This window comes from Streptomyces sp. NPDC087787 (genome assembly GCF_044743035.1).
In the GTDB taxonomy this organism is placed as follows: Bacteria; Actinomycetota; Actinomycetes; order Streptomycetales; family Streptomycetaceae; genus Streptomyces.
Genome location: NZ_JBIUVQ010000017.1, coordinates 25,237 through 39,503, shown reverse-complemented (window position 1 = coordinate 39,503; position 14,267 = coordinate 25,237). Strand labels below are relative to the sequence as shown.

The following is a 14,267-nucleotide window of genomic DNA, read 5'->3' as shown; positions in this document are numbered from 1 at the left end:
GGACGCGCCTTTGCTATCCAGGTCGGACCGCGAGGTGCACGACGTCCGGAACGCCCCGGGCAACGGGGACCTCTTCGGTGCGCACCTGCCGGAATCCGACATTCCGCAAGGTTCCTTCAAATTCCGCAGATGGCTTCGCGGACCACACCGCGAGCACCCCGCCGGGCCTCAAAGCCCTTGAGCAGCTTGCCAGTCCGGTCGGCCCGTACAGCTCCTCGTTGTCCTCGGTGACGGTCCAGTCGGGGCCGTTGTCGATGTCCAGGCACAGCGCGTCGAACGTGTCGGATGTCTCATTGACGTAGGCGATCAAGTCGTCTTCCACGACCTCGGTGCGCGGGTCGGCCAGCGCCTCCGCGGTCAGCTCGGCGAGGGCTCCGTCGCGGTGCCAGTCGATGATCGCGCGTTCGCGTTCGACAACGGTGATCCGTCCCCAGCGCGGGTCCGCCGCGGCGTGCGCGAGTGAGAAGCCGACGCCGAGGCCGCCGATCAGCACGCTCGGCGCCCGCCGCTCCGGCAGCGCGGCCAGCGCCGCGTCGACCAGGAGGCGCTCGGAGCGCCCGTCGGAGGTGTCCATCAGGAAGCAGCCGTTGGCGATGATCTGCAGCAGCGCCCCGTGCCGGCGCAGCACGACCTCGCCGTAGGGGCCCTCGCGGCGGTCCAGCACCTCAGGTGCGTCGTAGGAGCCGGTCATGGGGTCATCCTGCCCCAACGGGCCCGCAAGCCCACATGAATTACGGGTGACACCCGTGTGCGAGCGCCCGGCGGGCCGCGCGCCGCCGGGGTGTCCGGGTCGCGGGGGCCGCCGGGAACTCAAAGGTTGCTGAGAATCGCCGCGCGGGTGGCGTCGGTCATGGACAGGGGCGCCGGGGGCACGAAGTGTGGGGCGCGACGGAAGGAGCGCCGCACCGTGGAACGGACCGCGACGGCCGGCCCCCCGGACTCGCCGACACCTTCGGGGTCGCCTCAGCCTGCGGCACAGGTGCCGCAGGCGCTGGACGGGATGCCGCAGCAGCGGGCGGGCGACGCCGCCCCGGTGGACGCGGGTGGGGAGCCTGCTCGCTCGGCGAGACCCGCCGCGGGGCTGCGCGGTCTGCGTCCGTGGCGGCTGCTGCCCAGCCCCACGGGCACCCCGTTCACCTTCGGGTACACGGCCCTGCTCGCCGTCACCTCGCTCGTCGCCCGGTACGCCGATCCCGCGGTGGTGGACGCCCTGCACCAGAGCTCCAGCACGGACGTCGCCCATCTGGTGCGGGCGCCCCTGCTGGTGCTGCCCGCCAGTGCGCTGTGGATCGCGGGCGGCGTCGTGTCGGCGTACTCCCTGTGCTTCCTGCTGGTGCTCACCGCGCTGGAACGGCGGACAGGCGGACTGCGTACCGCCGGTGTGTTCCTGTTCGGGCACGTGCTGGCCACCCTCGCCACCGAGGTCCCCGTCGGGCTCGCGGTGCTCGCGGGCCGCCTGCCGGGCAGCTCGGCGCACCGCCTCGACTACGGCATCAGCTTCGGTGTCGCGGCCAGCCTCGGCGCCCTGGCCGGTCTGCTCACGCCCTGGCTGCGCTGGCCCCTGCTCCTCGTGTTCGTGGCCCTGCTGGTCCAGGACCTGACGGGCTTCGTCGACCCGATGACGAGCTGCGGCCATCTGATCGCGGTGGGGCTCGGCGTGGCGACGTGGCCGGTGATACGCCGCGGGCGCCGGGCACGTGCCGCGGAGTGATCGCTCAGAGCGAACAGGTGTCGGGGAACAATCGATCCGCCCCATGCATTGAGTCGGCATAACTCAACTTGACTGCCGAAGGGGAGATCATGGCTGCTGAGTCCACCGAGTTCACACCGCTCACCCTGCCCGTGCTGCCGCTCGACGACGAGGTCGTGCTGCCCGGGATGGTGGTTCCGCTGGATCTGAGCGACGCCGAGGTACGGGCCGCGGTGGAGGCCGCGCAGGCCGCCGCGCGGGACGAGCCGGGCAAGCCCAGGGTGCTGCTGGTGCCGAGGGTCGAGGGGACGTACGCCAGGACCGGTGTACTGGGCACGGTCGAACAGGTGGGCCGCCTGGCCGACGGCGACCCGGGCGCGCTCATCCGCGGGCGCGGCCGGGTGCGGATCGGAGCCGGGACCACCGGCCCCGGCGCCGCGCTGTGGGTCGAGGGGACCCGGATCGACGAGAACGTGCCCGAGCCGGTGTCCGGCCAGATCGCCGACCTGATGAAGGAGTACAAGGCGCTCGCCACCGCCTGGCTGCGCAAGCGCGGCGCCTGGCAGGTCGTCGACCGTGTGCAGGCCATCGACGACGTCTCCGCGCTCGCCGACAACTCCGGCTACTCGCCCTTCCTGACCACCGAGCAGAAGGTCGAGCTGCTGGAGACCGCCGACCCGGTGGCCCGCCTCAGGCTCGCCACCCGGCAACTGCGCGACCACCTCGCCGAGCAGGACGTGGCCGAGTCCATCGCCAAGGACGTCCAGGAGGGCGTCGACAAGCAGCAGCGCGAGTTCCTGCTGCGCCGCCAGCTGGAGGCCGTCCGCAAGGAACTGCGCGAACTGAACGGCGAGAGCGACGGCGAGGAGTCCGACGACTACCGCGCCCGTGTCGAGGCCGCCGACCTGCCCGAGAAGGTCCGGGAGGCCGCGCTCAAGGAGGTCGACAAGCTGGAGCGGTCCTCCGACGCCTCGCCCGAGGGCTCCTGGATCCGCACCTGGCTCGACACGGTCCTCGGCATGCCGTGGAACGAGCGGACCGACGACAGTGCTTCCGCCTACGACATCCAGGGCGCCAGAGCGGTCCTGGACGCCGAGCACGCCGGCCTCGAGGACGTGAAGGAGCGGATCACCGAGTACCTGGCGGTGCGCAAGCGGCGCGGCGAACGGGGCCTCGGCGTGATCGGCGGGCGGCGCGGCGGTGCCGTGCTCGCGCTCGTCGGGCCGCCCGGCGTGGGCAAGACCAGCCTCGGCGAGTCCGTCGCCCACGCCATGGGCCGCAAGTTCGTGCGCGTCGCCCTGGGCGGCGTCCGGGACGAGGCGGAGATCCGCGGCCACCGGCGTACGTACGTGGGCGCGCTGCCCGGGCGGATCGTGCGCGCCGTCAAGGAGGCCGGGTCGATGAACCCGGTGGTCCTGCTCGACGAGATCGACAAGGTGGGCTCCGACTTCCGCGGCGACCCGGCCGCGGCGCTGCTCGAAGTCCTGGACCCGGCGCAGAACCACACCTTCCGGGACCACTACCTGGAGGTGGAGCTGGACCTGTCCGACGTCGTCTTCCTGGCCACGGCCAACGTTCTGGAGGCGATCCCGGAGGCGCTGGCCGACCGGATGGAGATCGTGCGCCTGGACGGCTACACGGAGGACGAGAAGGTCGTCATCGCCCGCGACCACCTGCTTCCGCGCCAGCTCGAGCGGGCCGGTCTGCGCCAGGACGAGGTGACGATCGAGGAGGGCGCGCTGCGCAGGCTCGCCGGCGAGTACACGCGTGAGGCGGGCGTGCGGACCCTGGAGCGGTCCATCGCGCGGCTGCTGCGCAAGATCGCGGCCCAGCACGAACTGGGCGAGCGGGAGCTGCCGTTCACCGTCACCGACGGTGAGCTGCGGGGACTGATCGGGCGTCCGCACCATGTTCCGGAGTCCGCGCAGGACCCGGCCGAGCGGCGTACGTCCGTCCCGGGTGTGGCGACGGGCCTCGCGGTCACCGGGGCCGGAGGCGACGTCCTCTTCGTCGAGGCGTCCCTGGCGGACCCGGAGACGGGTGCGGCCGGGCTGACCCTGACCGGTCAGCTGGGCGACGTGATGAAGGAGTCCGCGCAGATCGCGCTGAGCTTCCTGCGCAGCCACGGCGCCGAGCTGGAGCTGCCCGTGGGCGATCTGAAGGACCGGGGCGTGCACATCCACTTCCCGGCGGGCGCGGTGCCGAAGGACGGTCCGAGCGCGGGCATCACGATGACGACCGCGCTCGCCTCGCTCCTGTCGGGCCGCCTGGTCCGCACGGACGTGGCGATGACCGGCGAGGTCTCGCTGACGGGCCGTGTCCTGCCCATCGGCGGCGTCAAGCAGAAGCTGCTCGCCGCCCATCGCGCGGGTGTGACCACGGTGGTCATCCCCAAGCGCAACGAGCCCGACCTGGACGACGTCCCGGCGGAGGTCCTGGACCGGCTCGACGTCCACACCGTCACGGACGTCCGCCAGGTCCTGGAACTGGCCCTCGCCCCGGCGACGAACGGCGCCTCACCGGAGATCCCGGCCGCCGCGTGACCCGGCGCAGCCGCGCCCGGCCGAACCACCGCGCCACAAGCCGCGGTGGTTCGGCCGGGTGTTTCCCGGGGTGCGCTCGGTGTGGGCCGCCGCGCTTGTGCCGGGCGGGCCCCGGGGCCCCGGCCGGGGGCGACCCCCTGCCCTCGGCCGGGGAGTACCGCAGCGGCGTCAGCCGTTGGCCAGTGCCTGGACCCGGTCCAGGGCGCCGTTGAACTTGTCGTGGTCGCCGACCGTCGGGCCTGACGAGGTGTACTGCCACATGGTGTAGAAGCCCCAGCCGGCCGGCAGGGTGCCCGGGTCCGAGGCGTAACGGGCTATCCACAGCGGGTTGTTGGCGGCGAAACCGCCGTAGTTGCCGGTGCAGTCGGTCCACCAGCTCGTGGCCGTGTAGATCACGGCGTCCCGGCCCGTGCGGGCCTTGTAGGTGTTCAGGAAGTCGGCGATCCAGCTGACCATCGCGCTCGCCGTCTTGCCGTAGCAGGCGGCCCCGTACGGGTTCCACTCGATGTCGAGGGTGCCGGGCAGGGTCCTGCCGTCGCGGGACCAGCCGCCGCCGTGGTCGACGAAGTAGTTGGCCTGGGCCGCGCCGCTCGTGGTGTCCGGGGTGGCGAAGTGGTACGCGCCGCGGATCATGCCCACGTTGTACGAGCCGTTGTACTGCTGGGCGAAGGAGGGGTTCGTGTAGTACGTCCCCTCGGTGGCCTTCGCGTACGCCCATTTGACGCCGCTGTTCCAGAGCGTGGGCCAGGCGACGCTGCCCTGGTAGCCGGACACGTCGACACCCTCGGTCTGGGCGACGGCGGTGTTCCCGCCGGCCGGCGTGCCGCCCCGGCCGTCGTGCGGCACGACGCCCATGCCCATGTGGGCGGAGCCGCGGGCGGGCGCGGTGGCGGCGGCGGACGGGAGGGTGAGGAGCAGGGAGAACGCGGCGAGCAGGGCTCCCGCGGCGGTGATCCGCCGCACGCGGGCCGTTCCGGGTCTGTGCACGGACATGACGTGCCTCCGAAGCTCGGTGGTGCTCGGTGGGGGGATGCGGGGCTTGTCGGAAGCTACGCACGTAGACCGGAGCCTGGGAAGGGGTCCCGGGGTCTGCCGATGGTCTACGCCTGCGAAATACTGACGGAGCTGCGGTGATGGCGCCGACTGGCGGAAACTTTCAGGAACAGGAAACCTTCAGGCAGGGGCTGACGTGCACGAAGACGCAAACAGCGGCGGACGTGGGGCCGTGTCCGGCGCGTCCCCGAGCGGTGCGGACCGGGAGTTCCTGTCCCTCGAACGCGAACTGACGGTGCTGCTGCGCCGCGCACGGGCCAACCAGGGCGAGATGGCGCGCGAGGTCCACCCGCACCTGGAGCCCGCCGCCTACGGACTGCTGGTCCGACTGGAGGAGTGCGGCCGCCAGCGCGCCACGGAGCTCGCCGGGTACATCGGCGTCGGCAAGGCGACCATGTCACGCCAGCTGCACGCCCTGGAGCAACTCGGTCTCGTCGCCCGGGAACCGGACCCCGCCGACGGACGGGCCTGGCTGGTGGCCCTCACCGACGACGGCCGCCGCCGGGTCGGCCAGGTGCGCGAGGCGCGCCGCGCCCGCTACGTCAGCCAGCTCGCCCACTGGGACCGCCGTGAGGTGGCCGAACTGGCCCGTCTGCTGCACGAGTTGAACCAGGTCACGGAGAAGTAGCCGGTCGCGGCGCCCGGCTGGCCGTGATCACGGTTCCACGAACACCACCGTCGCGTCGTCGTGCGTCTTGCTGCGCCGCAGATACGTGCGCTCCTCCTTGTCGGCCGTCTCCAGGGCCCGCACCCGGCGCACCAGCGAGCCCGCGCCCTCCTCGCGCACCAGCCCGAGGCACCGTGCCCAGTCGCCCGCGTGGAACTTCTCCACCCACCGCGCCGACCCGTCCGTCAGCGCGGCCAGCGCGCGGACCCCGGCGCGCGGCACGCTGCCCGTCACGGCGCGGGCGGCCACCGAGGGATCCGCCGCCGCGGTGAAGAAGCCGCCCTCCTTGTTGCGCACGACGGCGTCGATGAGCGCGTCCGTGGCGAGCGACGCCCGGGGCAGCCGGGCCAGCCGGTCGTCCAGGACCGGGGTGACCGAGCCGTCGGGGGACTCCAGCAGCAGCACCGAGTCGGACAGCACCAGGTAGTCGACCGCCTCCGCCGACCAGCGGGCCAGAACGACGGTTGCCTGAGGCGTGCGCGGGTGAGAAAGGTCACAGGTCGGAGCGTGCGACTCGGCGGTACGGAGGATCGCTCGCGAAAGAATCTCCGACAGCGTCAGATCTCGGCAGGAAACCGTCAGTTCGGTCAGCGCGCCGCCCAGCCGGGCGGTGAACCAGGAGACCGAATGCGAACACCCCGTCCCGGTCCGCGGCGGTGTCACCCCGTCCAGGACGACGAGGCAACCACCCTGTCCAGACGCGGGTAGTCCGACACTCGCGAAGTCCTCGTTGGGGCAGTCGGGACGGCCGGGCTCCGAAACAACCTCAGTGCGCATCCGGCCAGTCTGCACGAGCCCTTCACAAGCCTTGCGAAAGGGTGGCAACCATCCGGGAATCGACGAGGCGACGCAGGTCAGCCGCCTGGTTTGGGTGCAATTGGATCGCTCCGGGAAGACGTGGCGGCGAATACTGCCAAAGCCCGCCGCAGACGTCCAACCGGCCCACCTCGCCGTGCCCGTGCACACGCCGGAGGAACTTGCCCGCCAACTACCCTCCGGGGTTCACTCCTTCGGGTGGCCGGTCGGACGATGCAGGACCACTGCCCACCGGCACTGGGAGGGTCGGGAACCGATGCAGGTCCCCCCTGCTCGAGCGGAGTCGAGAGCGTGGGGAGGGTGTACGCACCCGTCCGCGCCAGCTGACGGGGCACCACCCGTGCCCATGAGTACACGAGTACAGGAATGCGAGCACCGGTGCAGAAGAAGCGGCCTCGGCGCGCAGGCAAGCAGACGGCCATGGCAGGAGTCCCGGCGCAGACGCCCGGCACGCCCACCGTCACCCCCGTCGGCAAGGGCCGTCCCACACACGTACGCAACCGGCTGATCGCCGCCGTCGCCGTCGTGGCGGCCGCGGTGGCCGGTGCGGGCGCGCCCTCCTTGATAGCCGCCTCCGGGCAGGTGAACGACACCCAGAACCTGGTGACGCTCGCCGGGCAGACCCAGGACGCGCTCGGCCTCGCCCACTCGCTGGCCGACGAGCGCGACGAGGTCACCTCCTACGTCGCGGCCGGCCGTCCCGGAGCCAAGGCGCCCTCCGAGCAGAGCAGCGCCCGCGTGGACCGCCAGGTCGACGAGCTGCGCGCCGACACCGACACGCCCGCCTGGCTGCGCGAGGACCTCGACGGCATCGCCGCCGTGCGCCGCTCCGCGCTCACCGGGAAGAGCACCGCCCTCGAGGTCCACCAGGCCTACTCCGCCGCCATCACCGAGCTGCACAAGCTCGCCGAGCAGTTGGCCGAGCGGATGCCCACGCGGGCCGGCGCCGGCGCCCACGCGCTCGCCCAGCTCGACGTGGCCGTCCAGCAGGCCGCCGCCACCCGCGGACTGCTGCTCGCGGCACTGAACGTGCCGCACACCACGCAGACCGTCTACGACCCCGTCACCGGCCTGCCCACCCAGACCGCCACCTCCTCGGAGGCCGACACCAAGCAGCGTGACGCCCTGAGCGCCGCCGCCCAGCAGGCCCGGCTGCGCTCGGACGCCGCCCTCGCCGGCTTCCGCGACACCGCGCCCAAGAAGGCCCTCGCGGCGTACGACTCCACGGTGAGCGGAGCCGAGGTCGACACCGCGGACAAGTACCTCACCGCGCTGACCGGGCAGCCGACGCTCTCCGGCAGCGACCTGGCCACCAGCGTCACCAAGGCCGACGCCGCGCTCAGCGCCCGTGTCGACCTGATGCGCGGCGCCGAGTCCTCCCTGTACGACCACCGCACCAAGGACCTGGCACAGCTCCGCGACGACGACGTCACCGCGCTGGAGATCCGTGTCGCGCTGCTCGGCGCCCTGCTGCTGGTCACCATCGGCATCGCCACCGGACTCGCCCGGACCCTGACCCGGCCGCTCGCGGTGCTGCGCCTGGGCTCGGCACGGCTGGCGGGCGCGCAGGACCCGGCCACCGAGGAACCCGTCAAGTTCACCGGCCGCAACGACGAGTTCGCGCAGGTCGTCCGCTCGGTCAACACCCTGCACGCGCAGGCCGTCACGCTCACCGAGCGGATCGCCACGCTGGAGACCGACCGCAAGCACCTGGTCGGCCAGCGCCAGAAGATGGCCGACGCCCGCGAGGAGCTGCGCGCCGAACTCGCTGACTCCGCCGCCCAGTTGGAGCGGATGCGCAGCGGCATAGGCGGCAGCTTCGTCAATCTCGCGCTGCGCACGCTGGGTCTGGTGGAGCGGCAACTCACCGTCATCGAGGGCCTGGAGGACCGGGAGCAGGACCCCGACCGCCTGTCCACCCTCTTCAAGCTCGACCACTTCGCCACGGTCATGCGCCGGCACAGCGAGAACCTGCTGGTGCTGGCCGGCTCCGAGCACGTCCAGCAGCACGCCGGGCCGGTCCCGCTGGTCGACGTCGTACGCGCCGCGGTCAGCGAGATCGAGCGCTACGAGCGCGTCCGCATCGCCGCGCTCCCGCCGCACGCGCATGTCGCGGGCTTCGCGGCGGACGACCTGTCCCACCTGCTGGCCGAACTCCTGGAGAACGCGACCTCGTTCTCCCCGCCCGACCAGCCCGTCGAGGTCTCCGGCTGGCTCCTGGAGAACGGCGAGGTCATGCTCTCCGTCCAGGACGAGGGCATCGGCGTGCCCGAGGAGCGGCTGGCCCGCCTCAACGTCCGGCTCACCGAGTTCGACCCGAAGTCCGCCTACGACGAGGAGGGCGACCAGGGTCTGGGCCTCGGCCTGTACGTCGTGGCCCGCCTCGCCCACCGGCACGGTGTGCGCGTGCAGCTGCGCGAGCAGAAGCAGGGCGGCATCGCGGCTGTCGTGGTCGTCCCCAAGTCCGTGCTGGCGGCCGCGCCCGCCTCCGCCGTCGCGGACTCCGCCCCGGCGCCGGGCGAGACCCCCGCGGTCTCCCTGCCGGGCGCCGCGGCCGAGGCCAACTCCAACGTCCTGCCCACCCGCACCGAGGGCACCGACCCCCTGGTCGCGCTGGCCGAGAAGGCGGTACGCGAGGCGGAGGCGCCGAACGAGGACCGTCCCACCGAGTCCCCGTCGACCGAGAAGCCGGCCCCCGATGAACTGCCCACCGGAGGCCCGGCCTCCGATGGCCCGGCCGCCGGAGGCCCGGCTGCCGAGGGACCGGGCGCCGGAGAACCGGCCGCCGAGAGACCGGCCGCCGAGAGACCGGCCACCGGAGAGCCGGCGGCCGGAGGACCGGTCGCCGAGGGTTCCGTGGATGAGGGCTCGGCGCCGCCGGCCGAGACGACGATGGAGCTTCTGCTTCCGTCGCCCGCGGGCGAGTCGGACCCGGCGCGTCCGCACCCCGCGCCCGCCGACGACGAGCGGGCACCGTCCGCACCCGGCCGGGAAACCCCCGCGGCCGGGAGCGAACCGGACGAGGACGCGATCCAGCCCGAGACCTCGGCGCCGCTCGCGGGCGAAGCCCGTGCCGAGGCCGCCCGCACCACGCTGCCCCCGCAGCAGAACGCCCCCGCCGACGGCGACGCCGAGGCGGAACACCACCGCACCCCCGACGCGGCGGAGGACGAGGTCACCGCCAAGGGTCTGCCCAAGCGGACCCCGAGGATCTCCGCCCCCGCCCCGGCCCCGCGCCAGCGCAACGCTTCCGTGGACGCCGAGGCACTCCGCCGCCGCCTGGGCGGCTTCCACCGGGGAGCGCAGGAGGGCTACCGCGAGGCGGAGGCGGAGATCGCCGATCAGAACACGGGGGGCACAGTCGAGGAGGCAAGCAGTTGACCGCGCCCAGTACCTTCGGACTGAGCAGTGAGGCCCGCAACCTGCACTGGCTGCTGACGAACCTCGTCGAGGAGGTCCCCGGCATCGAGTCGGTGGCCGTCGTCTCCTCCGACGGCCTCCTGCTCCTCTCCTCGGATCCCGACCTCGCTAACGCTCGAACGAGCCCGCGCGGGGGGACCCCCGTCGACAAGGTCCGCCAGGCCGGTGGGAAGCGCACCGGTCCGCGCGGCTCCGCCGCCGACCTCGCCACCATCGTCTCCGGCATCGGCAGCCTCACGCTCGGCGCCGCCAAGCTGATGGACTCCGGCACGGTCAAGCACACGATGGTCGCGATGGACGAGGGCAGCCTGTTCGTCATGTCGATCAGCGACGGGTCGCTGCTCGGCGTGCACGGCTCCGCGGACTGCGACATGAGCGTGGTGGCCTACCACATGGCGCTCTTCGTCGGCCGGGCCGGACACGTCCTGACGCCGGAACTCCGCAGCGAGCTGCGCAAGTCCCTGGAAACCGACGGGAGCACCGAAGGGACGGCCCGATGAGCGGCAGTACGTCCAAACGGCAGCTCCCGGTCCGCGGCGGTGACCGCAAGGCCTCCCGCGTCCGCCCCTACTCGCTCACCGGCGGCCGTACGTGCTTCGGCCACGTGCTCCAGGTGGAGACTTTCGTGGCCGCGCTCGAGGCCCCGGAGGAGCGCAAGGAGCTGACCTGCGGCTCGCTCGCCCACCCGGGCATGCCCGAGGTGCGGGCCATCGTCGCACTGTGCCACCGGATGCGGACGGTGGCGGAGATCGCCGCGCTGCTGAAGATGCCGCTCGGCGTGGTCCGCGTGCTGCTGAGCGACCTCGCGGACCAGGGAAAGATCCGTGTGTACGGAACCGGAACCGGTCATGGCACGGGCCGGCCGGACCGCGTGCTGCTGGAAAGGGTACTGAGTGGACTCCGCCGTCTCTGACGCCGCCGTGGGCGTCCCCCCGCTCGCCGAGCCCGACGAGGCCCTGCAGCCCTGGCAGACGGACCGCACCCGTGCCCCGGTCGCCACGAAGATCGTGGTGGCCGGCGGCTTCGGCGTCGGCAAGACCACGCTGGTCACCGCCGTCTCGGAGATCACGCCCCTGCAGACAGAGGCGCTGATGACCGAGGCGAGCGAGGGGACCGACGACCTCACCGACACGCCGGACAAGACGACCACCACGGTCGCCATGGACTACGGCCGGATCACGCTCGACGACGACCTCGTGCTCTACGTGTTCGGCACGCCGGGGCAGCAGCGGTTCTGGTTCATGTGGGACGACCTGGTGCGCGGCGCGATCGGCGCCGTGGTCCTGGCCGACACCCGCCGTCTGAAGGACTGCTTCCCGGCGCTGGACTACTTCGAGAGCTGCGGGCTGCCGTACATCGTCGCCGTCAACCACTTCGAGGGCAGCGAGCAGTTCGACCCGGAGGACGTGCGGGAGGCCCTGTCGATACCCGCGCACATACCTGTCATGATCATGGACGCCCGGCGGCGGATCTCGGCCATCGAGACCCTGCTGGCCCTGGTGGCCCACGCACTCGAGGAGACCCCCGAGGAGTAACCGCACCCGCTCCCCGAGCAGTCCAGCGAGCAGTCCCGAAGCAGTAGGAGGCAGCACCCGTATGCGGAAGATACTCGTCGTGGGGGCCGGGCAGTCCGGTCTCCAGCTGGCCCTCGGACTCCAGTCGCACGGGTACGAGGTCACCCTGATGTCCAACCGGACCGCGGACGAGATCCGCACCGGGAGGGTCATGTCGACACAGTGCATGTTCCATACGGCCCTTCAGCACGAGCGGGACCTGAAGCTGAACTTCTGGGAGTCCCAGGCCCCGGACATCGAGGGCCTCGGCGTCTCCGTCGCCGCCCCCGGCTCCTTCGACCCCGGCCCCTCGCAGCGGGCGGTCGACTGGGTGGGCCGGCTCGACGGGTACGCGCAGTCGGTCGACCAGCGGGTGAAGATGGCCGGCTGGATGGAGACGTTCGCCCAGCGCGGCGGCCGGCTCGTCATCCACGGCGCCGCGGTCGGCGACCTGGACTACTTCTCCCGTACGTACGACCTCGTCCTCGTCTCCGCGGGCAAGGGTGAGCTGGTGAAGATGTTCGAGCGGGACGCCTCCCGCTCCCCGCACAGCGAGCCGCAGCGCGCGCTGGCGGTGGCGTACGTGCACGGCCTGGGCCCGCGTCCGGAGCACCCGGAGTTCGACGCGGTCCGCTGCAACCTGGTGCCCGGCGTCGGCGAGATGTTCATCATGCCGACGCTCACCCTGTCCGGCCGTGCCGACATCCTGTTCTGGGAGGGCGTCCCCGGCGGCCCGCTCGACGCCTTCCGGGGGATCAAGGACCCGTCCGAGCACCTGGCCCTGACGCTGGACCTGATGAGGACGTTCCTGCCCTGGGAGTACGCCCGGACCGCCGGCGTCGAACTCACGGACGCCGGCGGCACGCTCGCCGGCCGCTACGCACCGACCGTGCGCAAGCCGGTCGGCCGGCTGCCCGGCGGCGGGCTGGTCCTCGGCGTCGCCGACGTCGTCGTCGCCAACGACCCGATCACCGGCCAGGGCTCCAACTCGGCCTCCAAGTGTGCCGCCGCGTACCTGGCCGCCATCCTCGAGCACGGCGACAAGCCGTTCGACGAGACGTGGATGCGGCAGACGTTCGACCGCTACTGGGCCACCGCCCGGCACGTCACCAAGTGGACCAACGCCATGCTGGCCCCGCCGCCGGAGCACGTCCTGAACCTCCTCGGTGCGGCGGGTCAGCTCCAGCCGGTCGCCGACCGCTTCGTGAACTGCTTCGACGACCCGGCCGATCTGGAGAACTTCTTCTTCGACCCGGACAAGGCCCGGGCCTACCTCGCCGAGGTCTCCGAGGCGTCCGTCGCCTAAAGACGGGCGTGAGGCTTGGTCAGGGCGCCGCGGGGGAGCTCCGGCGGTGTGTACCGCCGCATGGGCTCCCCGCCCGGATCGGGCCGTACGGCGCCCAGCACCGGGTTGGCCGCGACCGGTGAGACCTTCACTTTCTTGCCGGGCCGCGGGGCCTGCACCACCATCCCGTCGCCGAGGTAGAGCGCGACATGCGTGGCCTCGGGGAAGTAGACGACCAGGTCGCCGGGCCTGAGCTCGCGCAGCGGGATGTGTTTCAGCCGTGCCCACTGCTCCTGGCTGGTGCGCGGGATGGGCGTCCCGGCGTGCTCCCAGGCCTGCGAGGTCAGTCCCGAGCAGTCGTACGCCTGCGGCCCCGTGGCGCCCCACTGGTACGGCTTGCCGAGCTGGCGCACGGCGTAGCGCACGGCCTCGTCGCCCTCCCGTGACGGACTGCGGAGGCCTCTGAGCACCCCGGAGGCCAGGAACGAGCGCTGTGCCGCGGTGGACCCGTCCGTCTCGGTCCGGGCCAGCGCCGTCACCTGTTCGGCGCTGAGTGAGGACAGCAGCTTCTCCACGTCGTGCAGCCGTGCCTGGACGTCGTCCCGGGCCTGCTGCTGCCGCCGGGCGAGCGCGACCCGGGTGTCGAGTGTCCTGCGGGCCTTGCCGGCGAGGTCGGCGGCCTTCTTCTCGTTGATGGTGAGCCGCCTGACCGTCTCGGCCCGCTCCCGCGCCAGCTGCCCGAGCAGATGCCCCTCCGCCAGTGCCTGCTGCGGGTCGGGTGCCAGCAGCAGCCGCAGGTACGGGGAGAGTTCGGTGCTGCTGCCCTGGTACTGCTGAAGGGCCAGCCGTGCCGCCTGCGCGCGGCTGTCGCGCAGGGCCCGCCGGGCGGCGCCGAGGTCGGCGTCGAGGCGGTCGGCCTCGACGCGCTGCCGTTTCAGCCGCTCGGCGGTGGCGTTGTAGGTCTCGGTGGCCTGCTCGGTCTGCCGGTACAGCTTCTGCAGGTCCGTCAGCAGCTCCGAGACGGACCGCTGTCCGGGCTCCTGCGGCCCGGGCGCGGCCACGGCGGCCACCGGTACGAGGGCGGCCTGCGCGGCCACCGCCGCCGTACACACCAGACGCGGCACTCTTCCTGACACGTCATCACCTCCCGTGTTGCGGGCGGCGTTTCCGCTCCGCACGTGAGGATTCGACGTATGAACCGACTTTCTGTGCTGTTGGTGCGCCGTACGGCGCAACGACG

12 protein-coding genes are annotated in these 14,267 nt (G+C 72.5%); 8 read left to right on the top strand and 4 right to left on the bottom strand.

The window, feature by feature from the left end:
• Positions 1–13: 13 nt before the first annotated feature.
• Positions 14–691: a spermidine synthase gene (locus ACIOWN_RS25580; protein WP_362353191.1), complete on the bottom strand. Its 678-nt coding sequence runs from the start codon at positions 689–691 to the stop codon at positions 14–16.
• A gap of 216 nt (positions 692–907) precedes the next feature.
• Here ACIOWN_RS25580 and ACIOWN_RS25575 point away from each other — a divergent pair, with 216 nt between their 5' ends.
• Entirely contained in the window at positions 908–1,711 is an 804-nt protein-coding gene (locus tag ACIOWN_RS25575; protein WP_401983412.1) for a rhomboid-like protein, read from the top strand.
• Positions 1,712–1,800: 89 nt separating this feature from the next.
• Complete coding sequence (gene lon, locus ACIOWN_RS25570; protein ID WP_362353187.1) at positions 1,801–4,233, top strand: endopeptidase La; 2,433 nt, start codon at positions 1,801–1,803, stop codon at positions 4,231–4,233.
• Between the two features lie 168 nt (positions 4,234–4,401).
• Here lon and ACIOWN_RS25565 read toward each other — a convergent pair whose 3' ends face one another.
• Positions 4,402–5,226: a lysozyme gene (locus ACIOWN_RS25565; protein ID WP_362353185.1), complete on the bottom strand. Its 825-nt coding sequence runs from the start codon at positions 5,224–5,226 to the stop codon at positions 4,402–4,404.
• Between the two features lie 196 nt (positions 5,227–5,422).
• Between ACIOWN_RS25565 and ACIOWN_RS25560 the strand changes: the two genes are divergently transcribed.
• On the top strand, positions 5,423–5,914 hold the full coding sequence (locus ACIOWN_RS25560) for a MarR family transcriptional regulator (protein WP_362353183.1): 492 nt from the start codon (positions 5,423–5,425) through the stop codon (positions 5,912–5,914).
• A gap of 27 nt (positions 5,915–5,941) precedes the next feature.
• Here the strand turns inward: ACIOWN_RS25560 and ACIOWN_RS25555 are convergent, their stop codons facing one another.
• Complete coding sequence (locus ACIOWN_RS25555) at positions 5,942–6,730, bottom strand: protein phosphatase 2C domain-containing protein (RefSeq protein WP_362353182.1); 789 nt, start codon at positions 6,728–6,730, stop codon at positions 5,942–5,944.
• A 459-nt stretch (positions 6,731–7,189) separates the two neighbouring features.
• On the opposite strand from ACIOWN_RS25555, the gene ACIOWN_RS25550 reads away from it, so the two are divergent.
• The 5 genes from ACIOWN_RS25550 (at position 7,190) to ACIOWN_RS25530 (ending at position 13,048) form a co-directional block, all read left to right on the top strand.
• Positions 7,190–10,150: a nitrate- and nitrite sensing domain-containing protein gene (locus ACIOWN_RS25550; protein WP_401983411.1), complete on the top strand. Its 2,961-nt coding sequence runs from the start codon at positions 7,190–7,192 to the stop codon at positions 10,148–10,150.
• Positions 10,147–10,689 carry a roadblock/LC7 domain-containing protein gene (locus ACIOWN_RS25545; RefSeq protein ID WP_362353178.1) on the top strand — a complete coding sequence of 181 codons (543 nt, stop codon included), beginning with the start codon at positions 10,147–10,149 and terminating at the stop codon, positions 10,687–10,689. Before ACIOWN_RS25550 ends, ACIOWN_RS25545 begins: the two co-directional genes overlap by 4 nt.
• On the top strand, positions 10,686–11,102 hold the full coding sequence (locus ACIOWN_RS25540; RefSeq protein WP_362353176.1) for a DUF742 domain-containing protein: 417 nt from the start codon (positions 10,686–10,688) through the stop codon (positions 11,100–11,102). The genes ACIOWN_RS25545 and ACIOWN_RS25540 overlap by 4 nt, the downstream gene beginning before the upstream one ends.
• On the top strand, positions 11,083–11,724 hold the full coding sequence (locus tag ACIOWN_RS25535; protein WP_362353174.1) for an ATP/GTP-binding protein: 642 nt from the start codon (positions 11,083–11,085) through the stop codon (positions 11,722–11,724). The genes ACIOWN_RS25540 and ACIOWN_RS25535 overlap by 20 nt, the downstream gene beginning before the upstream one ends.
• Before the next feature lie 61 nt (positions 11,725–11,785).
• Positions 11,786–13,048 carry a styrene monooxygenase/indole monooxygenase family protein gene (locus ACIOWN_RS25530; RefSeq protein ID WP_401983410.1) on the top strand — a complete coding sequence of 421 codons (1,263 nt, stop codon included), beginning with the start codon at positions 11,786–11,788 and terminating at the stop codon, positions 13,046–13,048.
• Here the strand turns inward: ACIOWN_RS25530 and ACIOWN_RS25525 are convergent.
• The gene (locus ACIOWN_RS25525) at positions 13,045–14,163 is read right to left on the bottom strand and encodes an NlpC/P60 family protein (RefSeq protein ID WP_362353170.1); all 1,119 of its coding nucleotides are present in this window, start codon (positions 14,161–14,163) and stop codon (positions 13,045–13,047) included. The genes ACIOWN_RS25530 and ACIOWN_RS25525 overlap by 4 nt on opposite strands.
• Positions 14,164–14,267: the final 104 nt, after the last annotated feature.